Here is a 26,413-nt window from a genome sequence, read left to right as displayed (position 1 = left end):
GGAGCACTGAACTGTGGCTATCCAAGACGCACATGCCGGCGATGAGGCGGGGGAGGGCGAGAACTACTTCGTCTCCATGACCGACATGATGGTCGGCGTTCTCTTCGTGTTCATCATCATGCTCATGGCGTTCGCCCTGAATTTCCAGCAGCAGACCGACCGGCAGGAAGAAAACATCAACGTCGCCAAGGAGGTGGCAGAGAAGCTCGGCCAACTGGAGAACCAGGTTCGGAGCCGGATCGACGAAATCCGTGAAGCCTCCGCTTTAAGAAGCAAGCTCCTGCGCGACCTGCGCGAGGCTCTGGTCACGGAAGGCCTTGTGGTCGAAATCGACGAGGCCAACGGCGTGCTGCGCCTCACGGAGGCCGCGGTGCAGTTCCCATCGAATGAATCGTTCTTGGACAATACTCCAAAGCCGGACGTCGGAAAGGACAATACCCCGAAGGCGAATGTCGGAAAGATCGCCCGCGTATTGGCCAGAGTGCTCCCTGGCTATAGCGTTTGCTCCGAAGGGCAGGTGGCCCCGTGCCGCCGTTCGACGCAGAGTGCCGTCGAAACGGTCTTCATCGAGGGGCACACAGATCAGAGCGGGAGCGACGACCGCAATTGGACGCTTTCGACCGAACGAGCGGTCAACACATATCGGGAACTGACCGCGGTCTCTCCAGACCTTCGCAGGCTTCGCAACCGCAGTGGCGAGGAGATCCTGTCCGTCTCCGGCTATTCCTCCACACGGCAGATCGATCCAAGCCGCAGTCCGGCGGCCTACCAGAAGAATCGCCGGATCGACCTGCGCTTCGTCATGGAGGTGGACGGCGGCGCCGGACTCCAGGATATCCGCACCCTGGTGGACGGGATGCGCAGCGAGATCGAGAAGCTGAAGCGATGAGCCTCCGGGATGCCCTGAAATCGCTCTCGGCCGGAGCCCCTCGGGCGCTGCCGATCATGAGCGACGTGGAGCGGCTGGTGCGGGCCTGGCCGGCAATCGACGGGCTTGTACAAGAAACGAATGCTCTCGACTTGGACGCGGTGGCCCAGCGCGTGATCGGTGCTCTGGATGCCGGGAACACGCCTGAGCCCGCTGATTGGCGCTATGCGGCCTGGTGCCTTTGGAAGCCCACACCGTCGCTTGCCCTGCACGACCGGGCGTTCAGCCGCCTGATCGAGGAGGTGAGCCGTATGGAGCAGCGGAAGCCTTATCGTCGCCTTGCATCCACCTATCTGCTCGACTACGCGCCCGAGCTGCCGCGGATTGATGTCGTGGCCCGCACCCTTGCAGCCTGCGCCGAGCGGGCGGGGGATCCTTGGCACGCATTGCAGCGGGATTTCGGACTCTTCGAGGGGGAGGTGGGTGTTCGCCGCGTCGCCGAGGCCGCGCTCGACAGGAACATGACCGTCCCTGCTCTTCTGGCGACGAGCCGGCTCGGGACGATCGGCAGCGAGGCGGGCTTCGCCGAGGCCGCCTTCCTGGCCGGATTGCATAGGCTCGGACAGGGCAGTGGCGTTTCAACCGGAACGCATCTGGCGCGTATTCATCGCTGGAGCCTGAACGAAAGCCAGAACTTCATCTACGCAGCTCATCGGGCAGCGGTGGCGAACGCGCTCATCCGGCCCTTTGCGGATAGCAGACCCGACGGACGGGAAACTTTGTCCCGCTTCCTGATCGACAGGCTCGGCGATCCACGCACACGTCCCGGCGCCTGGATTGGTGCGGAGGAAGCCGCCCGTGTCGTCAGACGCTGGTTGACGGAGTATTCGCTTCGGGCCTTCTTCGATATTATCGACTCCGGGGTCGGTGATCGAACGTGGAGGTTTCGCCGGTCATTCTGGATGGGCGTGTTCGATGAGGGGCTCATCAATGAGGCATGGGTCATCTTTGGTCGCGGCCATATCAGGAATGCTCAGGCCTACCTAGGAAAAGGGAATTTCGGTCAGTTTAGCTCGGGCGGCTCGAAGCAGCTGGACGACCATCATGCTGTCCTGCTCATGCAAGTGGGTAATGGCGTCATTGCAGACTGGAGCCACAATGGCCGCTGCAACATCTGGCGTGATGTTGGCGCACGCGATGCCCCGCAGCTGTTCAGGATGTCCTATACCACGGACGACGTTCGCCGAGATACGTCCCGCATCAGAACCGAAGCCCAACTGAACACCATGGACGTCTTCACGCACAATGGCTCGGAAAATTTCGTCTGGCAGAACCGCGTTGCAGCCCGTCTTCAGGCTATGACCGGCCGCCGCGTCCCGGTCCGGTAGAATTTGTGGAAGAGAGTTCGGATCGATGGCTGTGCGCTTTCAAACCGATGTTCAACCCAGTGGCGTCGTAATCACCCTTGTGGATCGACCCCTCCTGGGGCGTCGGCGCGAAATCGAGGTTGCGCAATGGCCAGCCGTCAATGGTGTACGCGCGGCTGCCCGTGCGCTGTCTGCGCTTGTCACGGAGGGACGTGCGGCCTCGGATAAAACGAGCGTGCACCTATCGCATCTGGAGGCCGCCATGCTGCCAGCAGGCATCGCTGATGCGGTCGGACTCCCAGACCTTGTCCCGGTGAGTCTGAAGCTTGCCTTCGACGGGCGAGTCGAGACACCTGAGGGCGCGATCCGGCTGCACTGGGCTGATCAGGGTCACCATGAGGTCAGGCCGCGCCGCACTGGGCTCATCCTGGAATGGGGTGACAGGCGAGGGCGGCTGACCTCGCCTCTGCTGCATCTTGTCGAGGCGATTGAGCGTTACAATGGCAGCCAGGGAAGACCGCTCGAGGAGCGGATCTCGACCTGGATGCCGGTTCAAGAAGCGTTGCACTCGACGCTCGGCCATGAGGTTCAGGCGGATGGCTATGCCGCAAGCCTCACGATCCATCAGGCTGGCTCTTTCGCTCTCGATGTCCGCGAAACGCCGGCGGGGGTTGATTTCACCCCGATCCTGATGGCGCGCTCGAAGACGGCCAGCCGGGAAGACGACGCGCCGGCGCCGGAGGATAACGAAGAGCTTCCAACGGAGGATCTGCGCAATGCCGATGCCGAGGCGCTCCTCGTTCCGGATGATCACCGTGAATTTCTGGCGCAAGCCGTGTCCCGACCCGGCTCGACGCGGGACGCTTACGTGTTGGGGCGAAATCGCTACGTGCTGATCGACCCTCAGCTCAAGACGGCCCTCGACATCGTCAAGCAGAAGCGCCATGCGCCCGCCGAGGAGCGCCGCCGGTTCATCCGCAACCCACGGGCGGCGCTCGCGGATGCGGTGGAGGACGTGGCCTCCCTGTTCGTCGAGACCCAGCAATATTCCGATCGCGTCCTCGAACTCGGCGTGTGGGAACGCCCGAAGCTGCCCTGGCTCACGCGCAAGTCGCACACTTGGCTTCCGGAGTGGGGCTGGGTCGATGACAGCGGTGCCCCGGTGGAGCCGCCGGTCCTGACGGACGGTGAGCGCGACGAGCTAGCGCATGCCATCGAGCGCGCGCGCCGCGAAGGCCAGAAGGAAGTGCTCGTCAAAGGCGCATTCGCCCCCATTGAGGAGGCCGAGCGCCTTCTTGGGGCCAACGAAGCCCCCGAGGCGGACGAGGCAAGTGAGGATCGCGAGGCGCCCGAGTCGGAGCAGAAGCAGGTCCTCCTGATTAAGAACAACTACGAGGGAGTCGAGTACGAGCAGAAATTTCGTCGCCGCATAGCCCTGCTGCCGCCGGAGCCTCCGGCCGACCGCATAGGAGCAACGCGATTCAAGCCACATCAGGAGACCGGTTTCACGTGGCTTGTCTCCGCATGGTGCGCCGGGTGGCCCGGAGTGCTGCTCGCGGACGATATGGGGCTCGGCAAGACATTCCAGGCACTCGCCTTCCTGGCGTGGGTCAGGAGCAATCAGGAGGCTGCCCGCAAGGCTGGAGATGCCCGCATTGGTCGCGGGCCAATGCTCGTCGTGGCGCCGACGGCTCTGCTCAAGAACTGGGAGGAGGAAAGCGAAAGGCACCTCGCGGCCGAGGGACTCGGTGAACGGGTGGATGCCTACGGAAAGGGCCTGCGCCTCCTCAAGGTGGCGCCGGAGCGGCGCTCTGATTCCGGCGAAACGCTGGACCGCGCCCGTCTCCGGCAGGCCGACTGGATCCTGACGACCTACGAAGCGCTCACGGATCACGAGCAGGCCTTCGCGCCAATCCGATATTCTCTCGTTCTGTTCGACGAGATGCAGAAGATCAAAGCGCCCGACACGCTCAACACCAAGGCAGCCAAGACGCTGAATGCCGATTTTGTGCTCGGGCTCACGGGCACGCCAATCGAGAACCGGCTGGAAGATCTATGGTGTATCATGGACCGGCTGGTTCCCGGCTATCTCGGTGATCTCAAGACGTTCTCAACGACCTACCGGGAAGATGCGGGCGACCAGTTGGCGGCCCTGAAGCGAAAACTTGATCAGCCGGTGGATGGTGCGCCCGCGATCATGCTCCGGCGCATGAAGGACGACGTTCTGGAAGGCCTGCCGGAAAAGCGTGAGATCCGTTACCCCGTGCCGATGCCGCCGGAGCAGCAGAGGGCATACGAGCGCATTGTATCGGCAGCGCAAAGCAGCCGAAGCGACAAGCCAGGCCAGATGTTGAAAGTCATTCATGACTTGCGTGGTATATCTCTTCATCCCGACAGGCTTGAGAACGCAGCTGCTTCACCAAGCCTGAACTTCAGAACCTTTGCGGATCGCTCCGCCCGGACGACAAAGACGCTCGAGATCCTGCGGGACATCGACTCGAAAGGCGAGAAAGCGCTTGTGTTCATTGAGAGCTTGGCGATGCAGACTCTTTTCGCCGAGGGCTTGGCGCAGCTTTTCGACATGGAAAGGCGGCCCGCGATCATCAACGGCGGCACTCCAGGCGAACATCGCCAGCGGATCGTGAATGAGTTTCAGTCCCGTCCACCCGGGTTCGATCTGTTGGTTCTCTCCCCCAAGGCAGCGGGCGTGGGTCTCACTATCACGGCAGCCAATCACGTGATCCATCTCAGCCGCTGGTGGAACCCGGCGGTCGAGGACCAGTGCAACGATCGCGCTTTTCGGATTGGCCAGACGAAACCTGTTACGATTCACCTGCCAATCGCCGTCTTCGAGCCGCATGCAGAAGCATCGTTCGATATGACGTTGGACGAGCTGCTTTCCGCAAAACGTACGCTCTCGCGCGAGATGCTGCAGCCCCCGACATCCGACCGTGATATTGAGAGTTTGTTCGAGAGAACCGTTGGGCGCTAACATCAGGGTGTGACCTAAGTCGCAATATGCCGCGCAGGATGACGAGGAAGAACGCATTGACGGGCCTTTTTGGCTCGTTGCGTAGGCTAAGCCTGGATAACCTGTCCCCTTGCTGTCCCCTAGTGCTGCATATTGGCCGTCCTCCTGCTATCGCATCGCTGTTTCTCCTACTGTTTCAGGAAATGTCACCTACTCGAGTAACATGAGCGAATGTGGCGTTGCTGTCCTTAGAAAAACAACTCAATATCAATAACATAAGAGGGGACGAAACCCGCTCTCTGACTACGTAAACGCGCGATATTGTGACGCGAATGTGCTTTTGCGCTGTGGTTGAATCCGTTCGGGTGAGTTGTGCGTTAACGGGGGGCTAGTGGCTACGATGAGCATTGAGACATCCACCGCCACCCAGATGCTGGTGCCCAAGGTCCGGCAGATGAAGCCCGAGGCCGTTCTGGTCATGAACAACCTACTCCTGAATCGGGTGATGGAGGTTGGTGAACTTCTCGCTCAGGCTTGGATCGGGCTGTTGTACCTGCCGCGCTATTCGCCCGAGTTCAACCCGACTGAGCACGCCCGGGCCACGACGAAAGAGCGGCTCAAGGCGAAAGCCGCACGCTCCAGGCCCTGCAGGCGGAACTCAAACCAGCCCTCACACCATCACCGAAAGTATGACAATGGCTGGTTCAGGGATGCCGGCTATGCCCTACTTTGATCCCAAAAGCGCGTAGTTTGTTTTGTGGGAAAAGGATTTTTGGTTGTTAGTGGATCACGATAAACGTGAACTGGCGGACTCCGTCTCCGCCATATCACCCAGGCATCACTAGAACTTCTGCGCGCCGGGGATATTCGGGGGATATTTCCCTGTGAATCAGGTGCATAGTACAAGGACAACTCTGGGGATAACTCGGCCTCCGATCGAGTTGCCGGATCTGATAACCCCAGACTCCACGGACTGCCCAACCAGAGGAGACGCGGCATGAACCGTTTCACGGGCGGCTGCCTGTGCGGCAACGTTCGAATCGTGGCGTCGGGACTGCCGTACCGGGTCGGCCTTTGTCATTGTCTCGACTGCCGCAAGCATCATGGGGCTCTTTTCCATGCCTCCGCGGTGTTCCCGCAGGACGCGGTGACGATCGACGGCGAAACACGCGACTACGCCGGGCGGTTCTTCTGTCCCCGCTGCGGTTCGCCCGTCTTCTCGCGCACGGCGGACGAAGTCGAAGTGCATCTGGGATCCCTGGATGCTCCGGACCAGCTGGTGCCTACTTACGAACTCTGGACCGTCCGCCGCGAGTCCTGGGTGCCGCCGTTTCCGTTCACGCGCTGCTACGAGCGCGATCGCGATCCCACGAGCCGCTTCGAGGATTAGGCCGTAAGACAGGCGCGTCCGATGACGGGCGCGAATGTCCATCCGGGGCACCGCGCTCTGGGCCAACGGGCGTTCCGGTCTGCGGCGGACGGCTATCCCTCCGGCCCGAATTCCGCTACGACCCGGTTGGCCGCCCCAGTGGATCCATTCCGTACAGCACCTCATGAAGCACCAGGACACGATTGCGCTGGATCCGGTCCAGCAGCCCGAGGCGCGAACCGCCGGGACGGGAATCCTTTACGCGCTGGCCGCATTCTTCACGTGGGGCCTGGTCGTCCCGCTCCACTTCAAACTTCTTTCGTCCGTTCCGCCGTTTCAGATTCTGGCCTACCGCATCGTCTGGGCCACGCTGTTCGCGCTCGGCCTCATCGCGTTCCGCAGGCAGCTCGCGCATCTCATCGAGGTTTTGACGTTCGGGCGCAGGCTGGGGCTCTTGTGCGTGTCGGCTGGCCTGATCGGCATGAACTGGCTCGTTTATATTTGGGCCGTGAACAACGGACACCTCGTCCAGACGAGCCTTGGCTACTTCATCAATCCGCTGATCAATGTCGCGCTCGGCGTCCTCGTTCTGAGAGAGCGTCTCCATCCGGCGCAGGTCATTGCCTGCGGGCTTGCTGGCGCCGGCGTAGTGGCGCTTGCCGTCTCGTCTGGCGAAGTCCCCTGGGTCGCGCTGACGCTCGCCTTCAGCTTCGGCTTCTACAGCCTCGTGCGAAAGACCGTGCAGGTCGGCCCGCTGGTCGGTTTCTGCGTCGAGTCTCTTCTGCTGAGCCCTCTGGCGCTGAGCTATTGCGCGTTCACATTCGGGCAGGGCACCGCCACCGCGTTCCAGGGCGACTGGAGCCGCGACGTTCTCCTCGTCCTGACGGGGTTGACCACCGCAGCGCCGCTGATCTGGTTCGCGGCAGCCGCCCAGAGGCTCACACTATCGACGCTGGGTCTGCTGCAATATCTGGCGCCGACCGGCCAGCTCGCCCTCGGCGTTCTCGTCTACGGCGAGGCATTCGGATGGATCGATGCCATGGCGTTCTCGGCGATCTGGACGGCGCTCGCGGTCTACAGCGCCGGGGCCCTGAAATCGTCCGCAAGTCGGCCGGCAAGTCGGCCGGCTTCGCGTGCATGACGCGAGAGCACTGGGCGTGTCGTCGAACTCACGTCCAGTGCCTCAACATTTTGATTGTGAGCCTCTTTCCAGGCAAAATCGGTCGCGGATTTTCGCACGATGCGCTGGCGCGGCCCGCTGGGTCCGCACGATGCTCCTGAGCATCGGACCCAAAAGTGGAATCCACTTTTGGGGTCAATTCGATGCTCCTTTCTTCGATGAGCGCATCGTTTGCTGCGAAAAACCGGATCCACTTTTTCGCACGATGCGCTAGGGCTTCGCGCTCTCAGCTGCCGTGTCCGGGCGCAGGGATCGCCGCCGCTCGCGCCGCATGCGCTTCATCAGGGCGATCGATGCGACGATCGTCCGCTCGAGCTGGCGCAGAGCGGGGGAAATGTCAGGCGATGAGGTTGATAGTGTGCTGTCTCGCATCGGGTGATGGGTCCTCGTTCCTTCCGACGAGAGCAAATTGCATTCTGACGGGACCAGAATGCTTGCTCGATCTCTTTGATGGAGCATCGTTCGAAGAACCGGTTCTTCGAACGATGCTCTAGATTGCCCTAAGGGCATGCGGACAAAGCTTGCTTGGCAGTAAGGCCAGAATGTGGCTCCCCCTTCGCGCCCGCTGGAAAGCGGGGCGACTACTTCGGACAAGACTGGGGATATTGCGGCTGTTCGGCTGTCGGCGACATCGAAAGCGGTACGATATCGCGTATCGAAAAGTGACGTCTCTGCTCCGACTATGCTCGAATTTCCGGATCAGCAGCCGCTGCAGATGCCGCGATCGACGAGGCTATCGATCCGGCGGTCCATGCGGTCCATCTCGCCGTCGGCCACAGTGTCGATGGACGAGAAGTCGTTTCGCGGCTGCGTAAACACCTCCCGCTCGAGCTGTTCTTGGGACGGAATCCGGATTTCGCCCGAAGCCTCGAACGGGTCCCGGGACTGCTGCGACAGGGCCGGTGAGGCTGCGAGTGCGATCGCAAGCATCGTTGCGGTCAAGACGGCTTTCATTGCGTCATTCCTCCAAGGGCCCGCGAGGGGTCTGCGAGCTGCTGCCCATGCTCGCGCATTCGGGGCCTTTCGATGAGAGCAGGTTCGGCCGGAAGCCGCTTGATTCATTGGGACAAGGGCTGAACACTTTGTGACACGAGCCCTGGCGCATCGCGCGGCCCGCCGGATCCGCACAATGCGCTCCTTCAAAGAAGAGAGCATCGGATCCGATCCCAAAAGGGGATTCCACTTTTGGGGCCGATGCTTTGTCGGAGCTCTCGGAAGTGGGAAAGGACTACCGCTTAATTCTCGCGGGCGACCCTTCGAGAGCGAGGGGGCGGACTCAATCAGGACACCATGCTCGCTAGAATGAGCATGCCGATCAGCCGGTGCCTTGAAGAGTGCAGCTTTCAAGCCATGCGCTTCGAGCTCCAGCCTTGCGACGACACTGGTTTTTCACGGCAAAGCCTGGGTTCCCGCGCCGAACCCGCCCCGCTGTCGTGTGGGGCGCGAAAGGCTCGCTGAACGGCGCGGATGTGCGTCCGAGTTGAAGCGTTTCGTTCACAACTGGAGAAACATCATGACCCGTTTGTCCGTTTTGGCGGTAGCGGCGTTCACGCTCGTCGCGTCACCGACACTCTTCCTGGCGACGACCGGTCCGGCGGCGGCGCAGGACGACGATTGGAGCAACAGCGAAACCGATGTCGGGGGCGGCAGCCTGCGCGATCTCATCCAAAGCTGGGTCGACGAACGCCCTGACCGCCGCGACATGCTGATGGACATGATTCAGGAGCGCCGCGACCGGCGCGACGAACTCATGGACATGAGGCGTGATCGCATGGATCGCCGAGCCGAGTTGAGGGAATTTCTGCAGGATCATCCGGAGCTGCGCGAGCGCCTGCGCGAACGCCTCGCCTCACGGTGGGAGGATGAGAGCGGCGGCGGAGGCGGCGGCTTGCGCGACCGTCTGCGCGAACGGATTGCGGATCGCTCGGGAGGCCGCTGCTTCTTCTTCACCCGAATCCTGCGTGAGCAGGACTGGAGCCTCCTGGTCGTGGTGCGCAGGCGCATCTGCCGCGACTGATCCGAACCGAATGTCCTGACCCATGGGAGAACTGAGATGAAGAAGGTCCTTGTTATGGCGGCCGGCCTGATGCTGATCTCGCTGCCCGCCTTCAGCCAAAGCTCGAACGACTCCGACGACCGTGGTGGAGGCTACGGTCGCCGTGATCGCGGACTCGAGGATCTCCTGCGCGGAATCGACGATGGCGGCGGCATGGCAAGCCGGGGCTCGCAGCGCGGCGCCGGGTTCCTGCTTCGCTCAGGCGATGCGACTCTCGCCGTGCGCTGCGATCCGCGGGATTCCATGAGGGCCTGCGTTGATGCCGCCACGACGCTTCTGGAACGCGCCCGCAATACGATGCCGGGCGGAGGTGGCGGAGGAGGTGGCGGCTCGGGCGGAACACCTCCCGGAGGGCCGCCTCCGACCCGCTAGCGCATCGTGCGGAAAAGTGGCCCCGGTTTTTCGCGAGAACGATGCGCTCCTCTAGGAAGGGAGCATCGGATTGATCCCAAAAGTGGATTCCACTTTTCACGTCCGATGCTCTAGCGCATCGTGCAGCCTCGGCGGGCCGCGCTCGCGAAAAGTGAACCCGGTTTTCCGCAAGGAAGCCCGCGTCTTCACGTCGCCGCGGTTCATGACGACGTGGATGGCCGGGTCGCGCCCGGCCATGACGCGGTGTGTCCGTCCGACATGACATCATGGGGCGTCATCCCCGGGCTTGACCCGGGGATCCACGTCTTTGCGGTGTGACGACGTGGCTGGCTGTCGCGGCCCTTCGGCTTCTCCCGGACGATGGGCCAGACGCATACGCCCTGTCAGCCTCTCAATGACAGAAAGATAGCAATGATTGCTTTTATGTCAGAGAGCTGTCTTAATGGCCCGGGGGAGAGCGGTCTTGAGCCAGCACGTAAAGCAGCGCCTCGAAGAGAGCCTGGAGAGGGCCACGGCGTCCGGCAGGGCAGTGGCGAGCTACATGCTCGCGAACCTGAACGAGCTGCCCTTCGAGACCTCGGCCACCATCGCCCAGAAGATCGGCGTCAGCGAGCTTACGGTCGGGCGTTTCTGCCGTGCCATCGGCTATCGGCACCTCAAGGACCTCAAGGATCACCTGAGGACAGATCTGGGCGGAAGCCCCTGGCTCCTGGGCGACCGGCTCAAGGAATTCCGCAGGCGCAGCCGCCACGATCTCGGCGAGCTTACGAAGAGCTTCGAGCTGGAGATCGCGGCCCTGGTCCGGGTCTACGAATATGCGCAATCGGCGGCCTTCAAGGCGGTAAGTCACCGCTTGGCGACGGCGTCGCGGGTCCATGTGGCCGGCTTCCAGACGGAGAGGGGCATCGCCGCCTCGCTCGTCCATAACCTTCAGTATTTGCGCGACGGCGTGCATCTGCTCGACGCGGGCTCCGGCCATTTCGCCGAGGCGCTGCTCGGAGGCGAGGAGGCATCGGCGCTCGTGATCTTCGAGGCGCGCCGCTATTCCAGGCACGCCGAACTTCTGGCGCTGAAGGCGCATCGGCGCGGCATTCCGGTCACCCTGGTCACGGACATCTATTGCGACTGGGCGGATGGCTGCACGAGCGAGGTGTTCCGCATCCCGACCGATCTCAATCTGTTCTGGGAATCGACCGCGCCGATGCTGTCTCTCGTGCATCTTTTGCTGAATGCCGTCTTCAACGAGCTCGGCCCGCAGGTCGAAGAGCGGCTGAATGCGACGGCCGCGCTTTATCACGAATTCGTCGGCTACACGGAGAGCCCGTGAGGTCAGGCGTGGAGAGGACCGGTCAGGTCGAAACAACAGAGGGTACAAGAATGTACAAGACACTTCTCGCGGCAGGCATCTGCGTCCTGGGCATGACGTCGCTGGCGTTCGCGCAGGACAAGAAGGAGATCGTCATCGCAACGGAAGGTGCCTATCCGCCCTTCAACTTCATCGATTCCAACAACAAGCTGCAGGGCTTCGACGTCGAAATCGCCAATGCGCTGTGCGACAAGATGCAGGTGAAGTGCACCGTCGTGGCCCAGGATTGGGACGGCATGATCCCGGCGCTGCTCGCCAAGAAATTCGATGCGGTCGTGGCCTCGATGACGATCACCGACGAGCGCAAGAAGCAGATCGATTTCACGGACCGCTACTACCGCACGCCGCTGTCCGTCGCCGTTCCGAACGACTCGAAGATCAAGGACACCACTGCCGCCACCATGAAAGGCATGACGGTCGGTGCGCAATCGTCCACGACCCAGGCGATCTATGCCGAGGACGTGTACGGGAAGGCGGGCGCTTCGGCGAAGCTCTATCCGACGCAGGACGAGGCCAATGCCGATCTCGCCAACGGACGGCTCGATGCTTCTGTCGCCGACAAGTTCGTTCTGGTCGAATGGCTGAAGAACGCGGGCAAGGATTGCTGCAAGCTCTTGGGCGACATCGAGGGCACCATGTCCGAGGCCGGGATCGCGATCCGCAAGGAAGACAAGGATCTGAAGGAGAAGTTCAACAAGGCGATCAAGGAGATCGTCGCGGACGGCACCTACAAGAAGATCCAGGACAAATACTTCGAATTCGACATCTATTAAATCGTCAGGAACAACGCTTCACTGTCGGCAGGCGCAGGCTCATCGCGCCGGCGCCTGCCGCGATCCCTGCGCAAAGGACGGTCCGTTGCAGGATATTCTGTCGCTTCTTTCCTTTTCCGATGGCGGCTGGGGCAGCGCGCTCGCGGCAGGAACCGCCGTGACCCTGTCGCTCGCGCTCGCCACTCTGCCCGTCGGCATTTTCCTGGGCCTCGCCATCGCCCTGATGGCACGCTCCCGCAGCACGCGGGCACGTGCCGTGGCCACTCTCTTCACGACGGTCTTTCGTGGGTTGCCGGAGCTCCTGACCCTGCTGATGGTCTATTACGGCGGCCAGATCCTGATCCAGCGCCTCATGGCGGCGATGGGCTACGGAGGGCAGCTGCAGATCAACGCCTTCCTGGCCGGAGTCGTGGCCTTCGGCCTGGTTCTCGCGGCCTTTTCCAGCGAGGTCTGGGTGGGCGCGCTCAACACCGTTCCGCGCGGGCAGTACGAGGCGGGAAGCGCGCTGGGGCTGTCCCGGCTCCTGACCTTCCGGCTGATCGTGTTTCCGCAGCTCCTGCGGGCGGCGCTGCCGGGGCTGTCCAACAACTGGCTGACCCTGTTGAAGGACACGTCGCTGATTTCGACGATCTCGCTGGTCGACCTGATGCGGCAGACGAACCTCGCCGTGGGCGCCACGAAGCAGCCTGTGGTGTTCTATTTCGCGGCCTGCGTCATCTACCTGGTGCTCTCGGCGGGATCGGGGCTCGCCTTCACGGTTCTGGAACGCCGCGCCAATCGCGGCCATGCGAGAGGCTAGAATGACGTTTCGCGATCTTGTTGGCCTCGTTCTCGATCTCGATCTTCTCGATCGCTACGGCTGGCGCTTCGTCGAAGGCGTCGGCGTCACGGCGCAGCTGGTGGCGATCTCCTTCACGCTCGGCGGCATCCTCGGGCTGCTGCTGGCCCTGGCGCGCCTCTCGGACAAGGCTTTCCTTCGCTGGTTCACGAGCGCCTATATTTATTTCTTCCGCGGCTCGCCGCTGCTCGCGCAGCTGTTTCTGCTCTATTACGGCCTCGGATCGCTGCGTGCCTTCTGGACCGATCTCGGCCTCTGGTGGTTCTTCCGCGAGGCCTGGTACTGCGCCCTGCTCGCGTTCACCCTGAACACGGCCGCCTATCAGGCGGAGATCTTCCGGGGCGCCATCCAGTCCGTGCCGCGCGGGCAGCGCGAGGCTGCTGCGGCGCTCGGCATGCACAAGGCCATCACCTTTGTGAAGGTCATCTTTCCACAGGCGATGATCGTCTGTCTGCGGCCGCTCGGAAACGAACTGATCCTCATGATCAAGGCCAGCGCCATCGCGTCGCTCGTCACGATCTACGACCTCATGGGCGTGACCAAGCTCGCCTTCTCGCGTTCGTACAATTTCGAGCTCTATCTGTGGGCGGCCGTGCTCTACCTCGTGATCGTCGAATGCATCAGGCGGCTCTGGGCGCTGCTCGAAAGGCGGCTGACCCGTCATCTGCGGGTGGGGGAACTGCCTCAACCGACGCGTCGGGCCTGGTTCACCCGTCCGGCGAAGACCGCTCTCAAACCCAACGCTCAGTAAAGATTGCTCATCATGCGTTATGACGTCGTCGTGCTCGGCGCAGGAATCGTCGGTGTGTCCGCCGCCCTCCACCTCCAGTCGCGCGGCCGCTCCGTCTGTCTCGTGGACCGCCGCTCGCCGGGCGAGGAGACGAGCTACGGCAATGCCGGTCTCATCGAGCGGGCGAGCGTCATTCCCTATGCGATGCCGCGCCGGCTCCCGGCTCTGCTCCGCTACGGACTGAACCGCTCTCCGGACGTGCGCTACCGCTTGTCCCATCTGCCGAAAATGGGCGCGTGGCTGTTCCAGTACTGGCGGCACTCCTCGCCGGAGCGTCTGCGCGAGGCCACCGACGCCATGCTGCCGCTCATCGAAAGCTGCGTGGCAGAGCACGACCGGCTCATCGAAAGGGCCGGCATGACGCATCTTCTGCGCCGCAGCGGGTGGATCGAGACATTCCGGACCTTGGAGGGACGAAAGAAGGCCCTGGCCGCAGCAGCCGACGTGGAGAAATACGGACTGCGATACGACGTGCTCGACGTCGCGGAACTCAAGCAGCGCGAACCCGATCTGCTGGGCGCGCCCATCGGGGCCATCCACTGGCGCGATCCCACGACGGTAACGGACCCGGCGGCGCTCACGAAGGGATATGCAAGGCTCTTTACGTCCCAGGGCGGTCGCTTCGCGTCCGGCGATGCCCGGACATTGACACGAAGCGGGCGCGACTGGACCGTCGCGACGCAAGACGGGATCGTCACGGCTGGGCAGGTCGTCGTCGCCCTCGGCCCCTGGTCGGACCGGATCTTCAAGCCGCTCGGATACAGGATCCCGCTGGCGCTCAAGCGCGGCTATCATATGCATTACAGCGCGAGGGGAGAGGCGCGCCTGAACCAGCCGGTGCTCGATTTCGAGGGCGGATACGTTCTCGCTCCGATGACCAGGGGCATCCGGCTGACCACGGGCGTGGAGCTTGCCGGGTTCGATGCGCCTGACGACCCCCGGCAGCTCGATCAGGCGGAGACGCTCGCCCGCGATCTGTTTCCTCTCGGCGAGCGCGTCGATCCGAAGCCGTGGCTCGGGCGCAGACCCTGCCTGCCGGACATGCGTCCCGTCATCGGACCGGCTCCTCGCCATACGGGACTGTGGTTCTGCTTCGGCCATGCCCATCACGGACTGACCCTCGGCCCCGCGACGGGCCGCCTGCTCGCGGAGATGATGACGGGCGAGGAGCCGTTCTGCGATCCGTCGCCGTACCGCGCGGATCGCTTTTAGCGCCTCGGACGCAAAAGTGGGTACCGGTTTTGCGTGAAAAGATGCTCAAAAGCACTGGCTTACAGCATCGGATGTGGGTTCGACTTCACGTCCGATGCTGTAGAGCAGCGCGCGCGAACCGAAGGCCGCGCCCGCTTCGACGCCAACGTCATCGCTTCCCCGTCATGGCCGGTCGGGACACGACTGCCCGGGGTCGAGGCTGCGGCTTTACGCAGCCGTCGGGGCCGCGACGGCGGCACGCAGGAGCATGCCGAAGAGGTCGCGCGGCTCGTCCGGGTCGGCGAGGAGATCGAGTTCGTCGTAAAGGCCGGTCTGCTCGATCTGCCGTTTCACGTAGCGAAGGGCGGAGAAATCCTCGATGGCGAAGCCTACGGAATCGAAAAGGGTGATCTGGCGGTCGCTGGCGCGGCCCGGCTCCTGGCCGGCGATGACCCGCCACAGCTCCTTGACCGGATAATCGGGCGCGAGCTGCTGGATTTCGCCTTCAATGCGCGTCTGGGGCGGGTATTCGACGAAGATGTCCGACCGCTTGAGGATGTCGGCATGCAGCTCCGTCTTGCCGGGGCAGTCGCCGCCGACCGCATTGATGTGCAGGCCCGAGCCGACCATGTTGTCGGTGAGGATCGTGGCGTTCTGCTTGTCGGCCGTCACGGTGGTGACGATCTCGGCCCCCTCCATCGCTTCCTCGATGGTGCCGCACACCGTGATGTCGAAGCCGTGGCCGACGAGATTGCGCACGCACTTGGCGCTTGCCGAACGGTCGATGTCATAAAGGCGCAGCCTGTCGATGCCGAGCAGCGCCTTGAAGGCGACGGCCTGGAACTCGGCCTGCGCGCCGTTACCGATGATCGCCATGGTGCGGGCGTTCTTCGGCGCCAGATGCTTGGCGGCGACGGCCGATGTCGCGGCGGTGCGCAGGGCGGTCAGAATGGTCATCTCGGTCAGGAGCACGGGATAGCCGGTTCCTACATCCGCCAGCACGCCGAAGGCCGTGACGGTCTGGCGTCCTTCGCGCGTGTTCTTGGGATGGCCGTTCACGTATTTGAAGCCGTAGACCTCGCCGTCGCTGGTAGGCATGAGTTCGATCACGCCCTCGCGGCTGTGCGAGGCCACGCGCGGCGTCTTGTCGAACAGCTCCCAGCGGCGGAAATCGGTTTCGATGTACTCGGCGAGCTCGATCAGGAAGCGCTCCACGCCGACGGCGAGAACGAGCTTCATCATGTGATCGACGCTGACGAAGGGGACGATGTTGAGCTTCGGGGTCATGGTGCTTTCACTTTGGGGTGTGGCGGTAGCTTTGGGTCGGACGGTCGAGAACGCGCCGGCCCATGAGGCTCGAGGCGAGATCGACCATGAGCAGAGCCGTCCGGCCCCGCTCGTCCAGGAAGGGATTGAGCTCGACGAGGTCGAGGCTTCTCACGAGCCCGCTGTCGTGCAGCATCTCCATGATCAGATGGGCCTCGCGGAAGGTGGCGCCGCCCGGAACCGTGGTGCCGACGCCCGGCGCGATCCCGGGGTCGAGGAAGTCCACGTCCAGGCTCACGTGAAGAATGCCGTCCGCCATGGCGACGCGTTTCAGGAAGGCGTCGAGGAGGGGGCCGACGCCGTTCTCGTCGATGGCGCGCATGTCGTGGATCGTGACGCCCGAGGGGGCGAGCGCTGCGCGCTCCGCCGGGTCGACGCTGCGGATGCCCATCATGCAGACATGGTCCGGCTTCACCGGGTGAGAAACCTTCGGGAAATAGCCGTCGAAGCCCGGGCGGCCCGTAGCATAGGCCATGGGAACGCCGTGCAGGTGGCCGCTCGTCGTGGTCTCGAGGGTGTGGAAGTCCGGATGCGAATCGAGCCAGAGCACGAAGAACTCGCGGCCTTGTTCTGCGGCGCGCCGGGCGAGGCCCGTGATCGAGCCCGCCGACAGGCTGTGATCGCCGCCGAGGAAGATCGGAATGCCTTCTCCGCTCGCCGCGAAGGCCGCCTCGGCGATGGCCTCGGTCCAGGCGACCGTTTCAGGCAGCGCCTTGACGGCCGGGTTCTCGTGCTTCAGCGCCCGCTGGCGGGCGGGCGCGAGATTGCCCCGGTCCTCGACCTCGTAGCCCAGGCCGGCGAGTTCGGTCGCAAGGCCGGCCGTGCGAAAGGCGCTCGGTCCCATATCGCAGCCGAGCCGGCCCGAGCCCTCCTGAACGGGCACCCCGATAAGAAGGCAGCGTTTTTGCGTCATCGGTTTCTCCACATCTCATGAGCCAAGCTAGGGGATGGGCTTGGCGTTTTGAACAAGGCAGTTTGACAATTCGAGAAACATAATCGACCAATCTGGAAGCTATTATTTTGCAAAGTGGCGGCCATGGACGATCTCGATCAGCGCCTCATCACGCTTCTGCGTCACAATGGCCGGCGCAGCGTCTCGGATCTCGCGCTCGAGCTCGATGTCTCCCGCGCGACCGTGCGGTCGCGCATGGAGCGGCTGGAGCGCTCGGGGGATATCGTCGGCTATACGGTGATCCTGCGGGCCGACGCGGTGTCCCTGCCGGTGCGGGGCATCATGCTGATCGAGGTGGAGGGACGCGCGGCCGATCGGGTCGTGGATGCCCTGGGCGGTTTTCCCGAAGTCAGCGCCATTCACACGACGAACGGGAAGTGGGATCTCATCGTGGAGCTGGGGGCGGCCAACCTGTCCGATTTCGACGGCATCCTCAGGCGCATCCGTCTGATCCCCGGCGTGATCGCATCGGAGACCAATCTGCTGCTGGCGACCCCGCGCAGCACCCGGGCTAGATTGTAGCGAAGGAGATCGTGCGCAGCCAAGTGCCCCGGCGCTGCCGCGCTCTCGCGCCGGGACAGGGCCACGGCGTCAATTCTGATCCCGCGATGCGAGCGACTGAACCTCGCTCTGCGGGGTGAGGTATTCGATCGACACCCAATCCGTGCACGCCCTGAGGATCGGAGCGAGATAGGCACGGCTGCCTTCGATCTCGACCACGCGGCAGGGATAGGCCCGCCGATCCCCGGGAGGCCGATAGACCACCGTGCTGCCGGGCTTGATCTCTCCGGATGCCGCGTGAGGCGGTTTGCTTTGTGCGCAACGCTCTTGATGGCCGTTGTCCTGAACGACGGAGGCGCTTCGGCCTGCGCGGTAGCGGTCGAGAGCTTCGATCGCGACACGGGCCCGGTCGCGATAGCGGTCGGTGACCAGTCTCATCAGGGTGCCCTGTTCGCGCCCAGGATACCAGGAGACGCCGCCGATTTTCGCCAGTTCCTCCGCGACGATTTCAATTTCTTCTTCAGTCATGGGCTCATTCCCTTGAGAAAACAGGAGTGACGCTCAGATCTGACGGTGGCGTGCCGTGACCTGATGCATTGTTATGGGCCCCGAAGTCGCTTCGCATAGATGCGTGCGATCCTGTGTTGATTGTTGGGTTGCAGATAGCCTTGAATGCGCCGGTTATCTGTGCGGGATCATACGTTCCTGTAAGATGGCCAATTGCTGGATATACGGCAGGCGCCGTTCCTGGTGCTGCGCCTTGAGTCTTTCGAGCACGCGGATTTTCAGGTTGAGATCCGTCGAGCGTTTGTTGACCCTCTCTCTCTGACGTTCGTACTCGACGTCTATATCAGCCAAGGTTGAAAGGAGAGACTGAAGTAAGGGTTGAGTAGCCGGAGAGTAAATTCTGTGATTGCCTTGCGAGATATGTGGATTGTTATTACAGAACTCGGTTTCCTTCATCCCTTGCTCCATATTAACTTAGGTTAACGACATTAATGGTACTGACGCCTGAGTACTCCGTCTGTTGTGTTTCCGACAAAACCGAGAAATTTTTGGCCTCATCTTTTGGCGAAGCGGTGCCTTTGCATAGCTGGCCTCATTTTTGAGGCGAGCGGATACTTACGGTCATGCTTGCTCCGCCAATCCATAGGTGCCGGGGAGCAGCCGCTCGAAGCTCCTGCGGATCCTGCGGTAGCATTCGCAGGACATCTGCTCGAGCCCGGCGCGGTTGATGATTGTGATCACCCCTCGGCCCTGCTGGATTAAACCAGCCGTCTGCAGAGCCCGTGTGACACTGCTGACGGTCGAGCGCTGCACACCCAGCATTTCGGCGAGCGTTTCGTGGGTCAGGGGGAGAGCGTCGCGATCGACGCGGTCGCGCGTCGTCAGGATCCAGCGGCAACAGCGGGCCTCGACGCTATGAACGGCATTGCAGGCGACGGTTTGAAGCGTCTGCGCCAGAAGCGCTTCCGTGAACCTGAACATCAGTTCGAGGGCCCGGGGACGCTCGCGCCCGACATCGATCAGGCGATCCACCACGACCCGCGAAGCCGTGCCGGCGACCTGCGTGACATAGCGCCCGAAGGACTGGCGCGTCATGAGCGCGCTCACGAGGCCGAACATGCCCTCCCGCCCGAACAGGGCCATCTCCACGGTGCCGCCGTCCTTCAGGATGGTCGACAGGGACACGATGGCGTTGTGGGGGAAGTACGTATACCGGATGAACTCCCCGGCATCGTACACGAGCCCGCCTTTCGGAAGGTCTACAATTTCGAGATGCGGCTCGAGGACACCGAAATCCTCGGGCTCCAAGGCTGCAAGGAGCCGATTCTTGCGATGGGGGACCGCGTCGGAACAAGGCGGCATATCGAGGCGTACCAATCTGAATCGATGCCGGCTCGGTTTGGAGCCGATCGACGTACAAGATCCTAGTGCAACCTGAGGTGTCAATCGATCGGCCGCCGCTGCGAGCCGGATTGTCGCACGGGGTGACCCTGAAAATCCGCCCCGATCCAATAGGTTCATTCGCCTAACGGAGAGAGGAATGGTGAAAAGGAGGTATTTCATGCCCCTTTCGTCAAGGCAGGTCCGGATCGCGATTCCGGCATTCTCTTCGGGATTACCCCTGTTTACCTTGGGAAGGCGATGGCGCAGCATGGCAATAACGCGATTCCATGCTGCTTCGGGACCATTCACGTGAGTGCAAGACCCTTTCCTCGACTCTCCTCCGATCTGGCCGACTGGCCGGCTGCGCATCTGCTCGAGGCTTATGCCGCCAAGGCTGTTTCGCCCGTCGACGTCACCAAGGCCGTGATTGCGCGCATCGAGGCTTGCGAGCCCCGTCTTCAGGCCCTCTACGCGTATGATCCCGACGAGGCGCTGAAGAGTGCCCTGGAATCTGAACGGCGCTGGGCCCGGGGAGAGGCGAGGGCGCTCGACGGCATTCCCGCAACCATCAAGGAGAACATCGCGACCCGGGGCACGCCGGTGCCCCTCGGGACGGCGGCGCGGCCGCTCACGCCCGCCGAGGCGGATGCGCCCGCGGCGGCGCGCCTGCGCGAGGACGGCGTCGTCATTCTCGCCAAGACCACGATGCCGGATTACGGCATGCTCTCTTCCGGCCTGTCGAGTTTTCATCCGCTGGCCCGCAATCCCTGGGACCCATCCAAGAATCCGGGCGGCAGCTCGGCGGGCGCGGGGGCTGCTGCCGCTGCGGGCTACGGCCCGTTTCACATCGGCACGGATATCGGCGGCTCCATTCGCCTGCCGGCCTCGTGGTGCGGCGTGTTTGGATTGAAGCCGAGCTTCGGACGCGTGCCCATCGACCCGACCTATTACGGACGCGTCGCCGGGCCGATGACGCGCACCGTGCACGATGCCGCCCTGATGATGACGAGCCTGACGCGGCCGGATGCCCGCGATCCGATGAGCCTGCCGTATCAGGACCTGCCCTGGCTCGATCTCGCGATCGACGTCACAGGGCTGAGGCTCGGCCTCATGATGGAGGCCGGGATCGGCTTGCCTCTCGATCTCGAGGTGCGCGCCGCGGTGGAGAGGGCCGCTACGGCATTCAGGGAGGCCGGGGCCATTGTCGAGGAGATGAAGCCTTTCGTCTCCCGCGAGATGCTCGACGGCCTCGACGATTTCTGGCGCCAGCGCGCCTGGATGGACATCTCTCCCCTAGGCGAGGAAGAGCGCGCCAAGGTCCTGCCCTATATCCTGTCCTGGGCCGAGGGTGGAAAGGACCTGACCGGAGCGCGGGTCTATTCCGGCATGAACCAGATGATGACGATGCGCCATGCGGCCGTGGCGGCCACCCACGGCTTCGATTTCGTCCTCTCGCCGGTGGCTCCCAACGTGGCATACGAGGCCGAGCTCGCTTCCCCGATCCACGATCCCCAAAGGCCCTTCGAGCATATCGGCTACACGGTCGCCTTCAACATGTCGGATCAGCCCGCGGCCTCGGTCAATGCGGGCTTCACGAAAGCCGGGCTGCCGATCGGCCTGCAGATCATCGGCCGCCGTTTCGACGACGTCGGGGTTCTCAGGCTCTCGCGGGCCTGGGAGGAGATGTGCTCCGACAGGCGGCCTTGGCCGACGCCGTGAAGGCAGCCCCTCCCGTCCGTGCCGGCCTCGTTGTCATCCCGGGTCTGGCCCGGAAGCCATGCCCTTCAGGCTCAGCCGTTCTGAAGGCGTGGGGGCCGGCTCATGTCCGGCCAAGAGCAAGCATTCTGACGGGAGCAGAACGCTTGCTCTCTCTTTTTGATGAAGCATCGTTCCTCGCGAAGAGCCGGTTCGCCACTTCTTCGCACGCTGCTCGAGACGCGAGGCATGACGTGGCGATGTATGGCACCACGGATCGTCGCACCGGGTTTTCCGGAAGGCCGACCGCTGGTAGAGAACGGCCATGACGTACAAAGTGGCCGCTCTCTATCAGTTCGTCGCGCTGCCCGATTTCCGGGAGATCCGCGACCCGCTCCATGCTGTCTGTTCCGATCTCGGCATCAGGGGCACGCTCCTGCTCGCCGGGGAGGGAATCAACGGCACCGTGGCCGGAACGGAGGAGGGGATCGATGCCCTCATCGCGGAGCTGCGCGAGGGAGCCCTGTTTCGGGGCCGGCTCGACAATCTCGAGCTGAAGTTCTCGACCGCCTCCGAGATGCCGTTCAAGCGCATGAAGGTGCGCCTGAAGAAGGAGATCGTGACGCTCGGCGACCCGCAGACCGATCCGACCCGGCAGGTCGGCACCTATGTCTCGCCGTCCGACTGGAATGCGCTGATCGCCGATCCCGAGGTCATCTTGCTCGATACCCGCAACGATTTCGAGGTCGCGATGGGGACCTTCGAGGGCGCGGTGGATCCGCGGATCGGGACGTTCAGCCAATTCAAGGAATTCGTGCGAAAGGAACTCGACCCCGCCCGGCACCGGAAGGTAGCCATGTTCTGCACCGGCGGAATTCGCTGCGAGAAGGCCAGCTCCTACATGCTGGGCCAGGGTTTCGAGGAGGTCTATCACCTGAAGGGCGGCATCCTGAAATATCTCGAGAATGTGCCGGAGGCCGAAAGCCGCTGGAGCGGCGGCTGCTTCGTGTTCGACGAGCGCGTGTCCCTCGGCCATGGTCTCGCCGAGCGTCCGGAGGACAGGAGCCTGTTGACCGATGAGTGATGTGCGATCCGTCGAGGCGCGCCTGGAAGCCCTGGAGGTGCGAACCGCCTATCAGGATCAGGTGATCGAGGACCTGAACCAGACCGTCATCGACCAGTGGAAGAAGATCGACGCGTTGAAGCGCCAACTCGCCGAACTGCTCGACCGGGTCCAGGAGGTCGAGGACGGCTCGGCCGGGCCTCGCGCGCCGGAGCCTCCGCCGCCGCATTATTGAGACCCGCAGGTTTATCATTCAACCAGATGGTTGACTATCTGAACGCGCGCGCATACATTCAACCACATGGTTGAATTACAGACATCTCGACTGGACTCCGTCTTTCACGCCCTGGGCGATGCCACGCGACGGCGGATGCTCCGCAACCTCGCCGCGGGCGAGCGGACCGTCAGTCAATTGGCAGAGCCCTTCGCGATCTCGCTCGCCGCGGCTTCAAAGCACATCAAGGCGCTGGAGAACGCGGGCCTGATCCGTCGCGAGGTGCGGGGACGCACCCACGTGTGCCGCCTCGACCCCGGACCGCTCGCGGGCGCTCACGAGTGGCTGACATTCTACGAACACTTCTGGACAGAACGTCTGGATGTGCTGGAGCGGCTCCTCCGTGAAGAGGATGCCCGCAAAAACCCACCCTCGAAGGAGACGCCCCATGACTGATCTTGCGATGACTGATCTTGCGACCCTTGACGCCTATGGCATGCTGACCGAGCCTGCCACATTGACGATCAAGCGCCTTCTGCCCGGTCCCATCGAGCGCATCTGGGCCTATCTCACGGAGAGCGACTTGCGTCGTCAGTGGCTGGCGGCTGGTCCGATGGAGATGCGGGCGGGAGCCTCGGTCGAACTCGTCTGGCGCAATGACGAACTCAACAATCCGCCGAGCCGGCGTCCTGCCGGCTTTTCGGAAGAGCAGAGGATGGAGTGCCGCATCACCGAGCTCGATCCGCCGCGCAAGATCGCCATCACCTGGGGAAGCACAGGCGGAGTCACTTTCGAACTGGAGCCGGAGGGCGACGAGGTGCTGCTCACAGTCATCCACCGCCGCGTGCCGGATCGTTCGACCTTGCTGAACGTCAGCGCCGGTTGGCACATGCATCTCGACATACTGGCCGCTCGTGTAAGAGGCGAGGAGCCGGAGCCGTTCTGGGAAGGCTGGTCCCGCCTGAAGGACGAATACGACCAGCGGATGCCGGCCTGAGAGAGGTCAGGATGAAGCTCCGCCCGGTCGAGCCGGGCGGACGACCGTCAGACCTTCTTCACGAAACAGGTCTTGAGCACCAGGCCTTTGATCTGCGCCGAACGGCACTCGATCTCCTCCTCGTTGCCCGTCAGGTGAATGTTCTTGAACACGGTGCCCCGCTTGAGGGTCGTGGACGAACCCTTCACCTTCAGGTCCTTGATGACCTGCACGGAATCGCCCTCGCTGAGCGTGGCTCCATTGCTGTCCCTGACAATGCTATCGGTCATATCGGTCTCCCGGGTATCTCGTGCGCCATGTCGGATGGGGCATAGCTGCCGGGCCAATCCTTTGTCCATCGGGACGATTACCGACTTGCTTGGCACTCCACCTGCCCAAGTGCCAAAAAATTTTCATCACCCCTCTTGAACGGTGAAGCTTGTTCGACCAAATTTCCGCTCGCGGAGGCCCCGAGAGGCTCCGTTTGTGGCAGTTAACGCACTGAAAACATTGGAGGAAGCTTCATGAAGTTCCGTCCTTTGCATGACCGCATCCTGGTCAAGCGGATCGATGCGGAAGAGAAGACGGCGGGGGGCATCATCATCCCCGACACGGCCAAGGAGAAGCCCCAGCAGGGCGAGGTCGTCGCCGCGGGTCCCGGGGCCCGGAACGAGGCGGGACAGCTCGTCGCTCTCGACGTGAAGGTCGGCGACCGCGTGCTCTTCGGCAAGTGGTCCGGCACGGAAGTGAAGATCGACGGCGAGGATCTCCTCATCATGAAGGAGAGCGACATCATGGGCGTGCTGGAAGAGGCCGCCGCCCAGAAGAAGGCCGCCTGAGGCCAGGCAATTCACGAGTCACATATCGTTACGTCTCGAAGGAGTGACGAACAATGGCTGCTAAGGAAGTCAAATTCTCATCCGATGCGCGCGAGAAGATGCTGCGCGGCGTCGACATCTTGGCCGACGCGGTGAAGGTCACGTTGGGTCCGAAGGGCCGCAACGTGGTGATCGAAAAGTCCTTCGGCGCGCCGCGCATCACCAAGGACGGCGTCACCGTCGCCAAGGAGATCGAGCTCTCGGACAAGTTCGAGAACATGGGCGCCCAGATGGTGCGCGAAGTGGCCTCGAAGCAGAACGACCGCGCCGGCGACGGCACCACGACCGCGACCGTGCTCGCCCAGGCCATCGTGAAGGAGGGCGCCAAGGCCGTGGCCGCCGGCATGAACCCGATGGACCTCAAGCGCGGCATCGACATGGCCGTCGAGGCGGTCGTCGCGGATCTCCGGAAGAACGCCAAGAGGGTCACCTCCAACGACGAGATCGCCCAGGTCGGCACCATTTCGGCGAATGGTGACGCGGAGGTCGGCCGCATGCTGGCCCAAGCCATGCAAAAGGTCGGCAACGAGGGTGTGATCACCGTCGAGGAGGCGAAGTCGCTCGAGACCGAGCTCGAAGTCGTCGAGGGCATGCAGTTCGACCGCGGCTATCTCTCGCCGTACTTCATCACCAATGCCGAGAAGATGCGGGTGGAATTGGAGGATCCCTACATCCTCATCCACGAGAAGAAGCTCTCCGGTCTCCAGGCCATGCTGCCCGTGCTGGAGGCCGTGGTGCAGAGCGGCAAGCCGCTGCTGATCATCGCCGAGGACGTCGAAGGTGAAGCGCTCGCCACCCTCGTGGTCAACAAGCTGCGTGGCGGCCTGAAGATCGCCGCCGTCAAGGCGCCGGGCTTCGGCGACCGCCGCAAGGCCATGCTCGAGGACATCGCCGTTCTCACGAAGGGCCAGGTCGTTTCCGAAGACCTCGGCATCAAGCTCGAGAACGTCACCCTCGATATGCTCGGCCGCGCCAAGAAGGTGGTGATCGAGAAGGAAAACACCACCATCGTCGACGGCGCGGGCGACAGGAAGGACATCGAGGCCCGCGTCGGCCAGATCAAGGCGCAGATCGAGGAGACCACCTCGGACTACGACCGTGAGAAGCTCCAGGAGCGCCTGGCCAAGCTCGCCGGCGGCGTCGCGGTGATCCGCGTCGGCGGCGCGACCGAAGTCGAGGTGAAGGAGAAGAAGGACCGCGTCGACGACGCCATGCACGCCACCAAGGCTGCGGTCGAGGAGGGCGTCCTGCCCGGTGGCGGCATCGCGCTGCTGCGGGCCCTCAAGGCGCTCGACGGCGTCACGTCGGTCAACGCCGATCAGAAGACGGGCGTTGAGATCGTGCGCCGCGCTCTCCAGGCTCCGGCCCGCCAGATCGCCCTCAACGCGGGCGAGGACGGCTCGGTGATCGTCGGCAAGGTGGCGGAGGCCGCCGATTACGCGTCTGGCTGGAACGCCCAGACCGGCGAATACGGCGACCTCTACAAATTCGGCATCATCGATCCGGCGAAGGTCGTGCGCGTGGCTCTCGAGGACGCCGCCTCCATCGCGGGGCTCCTCATCACGACGGAGGCCATGATCGCCGAGAAGCCGAAAAAGGAAGCCGCAGCGCCCGCCATGCCCGGCGGCATGGACTTCTGAACCCGCTTCCAATCGTCAATCGGACAGGACGGCGCCGCGATCGCGGCGCCGTTTTTCATGCGCGCCTGCGCCGAGGCTGCGGGAACCTTTTCGGACATGCTAGCATCCAAGATCCCGAAGGCAGTGTCGCTTCAGGC

General features: G+C 63.2%; 27 protein-coding genes and 1 pseudogene. 21 read left to right on the top strand and 7 right to left on the bottom strand.

Annotation, left to right across the window (positions count from 1 at the left end; translation table 11 throughout):
• Positions 1-13 precede the first annotated feature (13 nt).
• The 6 genes from AB8841_RS23825 (at position 14) to rarD (ending at position 7,716) form a co-directional block, all read left to right on the top strand.
• On the top strand, positions 14-889 hold the full coding sequence (locus AB8841_RS23825) for a flagellar motor protein MotB (RefSeq protein ID WP_370438239.1): 876 nt from the start codon (positions 14-16) through the stop codon (positions 887-889).
• Positions 886-2,256, top strand: coding sequence for an EH signature domain-containing protein (locus tag AB8841_RS23820; RefSeq protein ID WP_370438238.1), 1,371 nt, complete (start codon positions 886-888; stop codon positions 2,254-2,256). Before AB8841_RS23825 ends, AB8841_RS23820 begins: the two co-directional genes overlap by 4 nt.
• Before the next feature lie 241 nt (positions 2,257-2,497).
• The gene (locus AB8841_RS23815) at positions 2,498-5,227 is read left to right on the top strand and encodes a DEAD/DEAH box helicase (RefSeq protein ID WP_370438237.1); all 2,730 of its coding nucleotides are present in this window, start codon (positions 2,498-2,500) and stop codon (positions 5,225-5,227) included.
• Positions 5,228-5,606: 379 nt separating this feature from the next.
• Positions 5,607-5,939: a transposase gene (locus tag AB8841_RS23810; RefSeq protein WP_370438236.1), complete on the top strand. Its 333-nt coding sequence runs from the start codon at positions 5,607-5,609 to the stop codon at positions 5,937-5,939.
• Positions 5,940-6,203: 264 nt separating this feature from the next.
• Entirely contained in the window at positions 6,204-6,596 is a 393-nt protein-coding gene (locus AB8841_RS23805) for a GFA family protein (protein WP_370438235.1), read from the top strand.
• A 163-nt stretch (positions 6,597-6,759) separates the two neighbouring features.
• Positions 6,760-7,716, top strand: coding sequence for an EamA family transporter RarD (gene rarD, locus AB8841_RS23800; protein WP_370438234.1), 957 nt, complete (start codon positions 6,760-6,762; stop codon positions 7,714-7,716).
• A gap of 738 nt (positions 7,717-8,454) precedes the next feature.
• Here rarD and AB8841_RS23795 read toward each other — a convergent pair.
• Positions 8,455-8,709 carry a hypothetical protein gene (locus AB8841_RS23795; RefSeq protein ID WP_370438233.1) on the bottom strand — a complete coding sequence of 85 codons (255 nt, stop codon included), beginning with the start codon at positions 8,707-8,709 and terminating at the stop codon, positions 8,455-8,457.
• A gap of 559 nt (positions 8,710-9,268) precedes the next feature.
• On the opposite strand from AB8841_RS23795, the gene AB8841_RS23790 reads away from it, so the two are divergent.
• The 7 genes and pseudogenes from AB8841_RS23790 to AB8841_RS23760 all read left to right on the top strand — a co-directional run bounded on the left by AB8841_RS23790 (position 9,269) and on the right by AB8841_RS23760 (position 15,162).
• Entirely contained in the window at positions 9,269-9,772 is a 504-nt protein-coding gene (locus AB8841_RS23790; RefSeq protein WP_370438232.1) for a hypothetical protein, read from the top strand.
• A gap of 36 nt (positions 9,773-9,808) precedes the next feature.
• A complete protein-coding gene (locus AB8841_RS23785) occupies positions 9,809-10,183 on the top strand; it encodes a hypothetical protein (protein ID WP_370438231.1) in 375 nt (124 codons plus the stop codon).
• 463 nt (positions 10,184-10,646) lie between these two features.
• Positions 10,647-11,510, top strand: a complete 864-nt coding sequence (locus AB8841_RS23780) for a MurR/RpiR family transcriptional regulator (protein WP_370438230.1) — start codon at positions 10,647-10,649, stop codon at positions 11,508-11,510.
• Positions 11,511-11,560: 50 nt separating this feature from the next.
• Entirely contained in the window at positions 11,561-12,322 is a 762-nt protein-coding gene (locus tag AB8841_RS23775) for an ABC transporter substrate-binding protein (RefSeq protein ID WP_370438229.1), read from the top strand.
• Between the two features lie 85 nt (positions 12,323-12,407).
• A complete protein-coding gene (locus tag AB8841_RS23770) occupies positions 12,408-13,121 on the top strand; it encodes an ABC transporter permease (protein WP_370438228.1) in 714 nt (237 codons plus the stop codon).
• A gap of 1 nt (position 13,122) precedes the next feature.
• Positions 13,123-13,830: pseudogene (locus AB8841_RS23765) on the top strand (ABC transporter permease); the annotation flags it as partial.
• Between the two features lie 84 nt (positions 13,831-13,914).
• Complete coding sequence (locus tag AB8841_RS23760) at positions 13,915-15,162, top strand: NAD(P)/FAD-dependent oxidoreductase (RefSeq protein WP_370438227.1); 1,248 nt, start codon at positions 13,915-13,917, stop codon at positions 15,160-15,162.
• A gap of 207 nt (positions 15,163-15,369) precedes the next feature.
• Here AB8841_RS23760 and AB8841_RS23755 read toward each other — a convergent pair whose 3' ends face one another.
• Positions 15,370-16,428 (bottom strand): ornithine cyclodeaminase, encoded by a 1,059-nt coding sequence (locus AB8841_RS23755; RefSeq protein WP_370438226.1) that lies wholly within the window; start codon positions 16,426-16,428, stop codon positions 15,370-15,372.
• A 7-nt stretch (positions 16,429-16,435) separates the two neighbouring features.
• On the bottom strand, positions 16,436-17,380 hold the full coding sequence (rocF, locus tag AB8841_RS23750) for an arginase (RefSeq protein WP_370438225.1): 945 nt from the start codon (positions 17,378-17,380) through the stop codon (positions 16,436-16,438).
• A gap of 123 nt (positions 17,381-17,503) precedes the next feature.
• Here rocF and AB8841_RS23745 point away from each other — a divergent pair, with 123 nt between their 5' ends.
• A complete protein-coding gene (locus tag AB8841_RS23745) occupies positions 17,504-17,941 on the top strand; it encodes an Lrp/AsnC family transcriptional regulator (RefSeq protein ID WP_370438224.1) in 438 nt (145 codons plus the stop codon).
• Positions 17,942-18,010: 69 nt separating this feature from the next.
• Here AB8841_RS23745 and AB8841_RS23740 read toward each other — a convergent pair whose 3' ends face one another.
• The 3 genes from AB8841_RS23740 to AB8841_RS23730 form a co-directional block, all read right to left on the bottom strand.
• Positions 18,011-18,448 carry a hypothetical protein gene (locus AB8841_RS23740; protein ID WP_370438223.1) on the bottom strand — a complete coding sequence of 146 codons (438 nt, stop codon included), beginning with the start codon at positions 18,446-18,448 and terminating at the stop codon, positions 18,011-18,013.
• A 153-nt stretch (positions 18,449-18,601) separates the two neighbouring features.
• Positions 18,602-18,883 carry a hypothetical protein gene (locus AB8841_RS23735; protein WP_370438222.1) on the bottom strand — a complete coding sequence of 94 codons (282 nt, stop codon included), beginning with the start codon at positions 18,881-18,883 and terminating at the stop codon, positions 18,602-18,604.
• A 165-nt stretch (positions 18,884-19,048) separates the two neighbouring features.
• Entirely contained in the window at positions 19,049-19,789 is a 741-nt protein-coding gene (locus AB8841_RS23730) for a Crp/Fnr family transcriptional regulator (RefSeq protein ID WP_370438221.1), read from the bottom strand.
• A gap of 330 nt (positions 19,790-20,119) precedes the next feature.
• Here AB8841_RS23730 and AB8841_RS23725 point away from each other — a divergent pair, with 330 nt between their 5' ends.
• The 5 genes from AB8841_RS23725 (at position 20,120) to AB8841_RS23705 (ending at position 23,779) form a co-directional block, all read left to right on the top strand.
• Complete coding sequence (locus AB8841_RS23725; protein WP_370438220.1) at positions 20,120-21,529, top strand: amidase; 1,410 nt, start codon at positions 20,120-20,122, stop codon at positions 21,527-21,529.
• A gap of 301 nt (positions 21,530-21,830) precedes the next feature.
• The gene (locus tag AB8841_RS23720; protein ID WP_370438219.1) at positions 21,831-22,589 is read left to right on the top strand and encodes a rhodanese-related sulfurtransferase; all 759 of its coding nucleotides are present in this window, start codon (positions 21,831-21,833) and stop codon (positions 22,587-22,589) included.
• Positions 22,582-22,803, top strand: a complete 222-nt coding sequence (locus tag AB8841_RS23715; protein ID WP_370438218.1) for a SlyX family protein — start codon at positions 22,582-22,584, stop codon at positions 22,801-22,803. The genes AB8841_RS23720 and AB8841_RS23715 overlap by 8 nt, the downstream gene beginning before the upstream one ends.
• A gap of 66 nt (positions 22,804-22,869) precedes the next feature.
• Complete coding sequence (locus tag AB8841_RS23710; protein WP_370438217.1) at positions 22,870-23,238, top strand: ArsR/SmtB family transcription factor; 369 nt, start codon at positions 22,870-22,872, stop codon at positions 23,236-23,238.
• A 7-nt stretch (positions 23,239-23,245) separates the two neighbouring features.
• The gene (locus tag AB8841_RS23705) at positions 23,246-23,779 is read left to right on the top strand and encodes an SRPBCC family protein (RefSeq protein ID WP_370439355.1); all 534 of its coding nucleotides are present in this window, start codon (positions 23,246-23,248) and stop codon (positions 23,777-23,779) included.
• 47 nt (positions 23,780-23,826) lie between these two features.
• Here AB8841_RS23705 and AB8841_RS23700 read toward each other — a convergent pair whose 3' ends face one another.
• Positions 23,827-24,048 (bottom strand): alkylphosphonate utilization protein, encoded by a 222-nt coding sequence (locus AB8841_RS23700; RefSeq protein WP_370438216.1) that lies wholly within the window; start codon positions 24,046-24,048, stop codon positions 23,827-23,829.
• Between the two features lie 234 nt (positions 24,049-24,282).
• Here AB8841_RS23700 and groES point away from each other — a divergent pair, with 234 nt between their 5' ends.
• On the top strand, positions 24,283-24,597 hold the full coding sequence (gene groES / locus AB8841_RS23695; RefSeq protein WP_370438215.1) for a co-chaperone GroES: 315 nt from the start codon (positions 24,283-24,285) through the stop codon (positions 24,595-24,597).
• Positions 24,598-24,650: 53 nt separating this feature from the next.
• The gene (groL, locus tag AB8841_RS23690) at positions 24,651-26,276 is read left to right on the top strand and encodes a chaperonin GroEL (RefSeq protein WP_370438214.1); all 1,626 of its coding nucleotides are present in this window, start codon (positions 24,651-24,653) and stop codon (positions 26,274-26,276) included.
• Positions 26,277-26,413: the final 137 nt, after the last annotated feature.

Origin of the sequence: Microvirga sp. TS319, assembly GCF_041276405.1 — a bacterium.
Taxonomy (GTDB): domain Bacteria; phylum Pseudomonadota; class Alphaproteobacteria; order Rhizobiales; family Beijerinckiaceae; genus Microvirga.
This window is presented reverse-complemented; position numbering and strand designations above follow the sequence as displayed.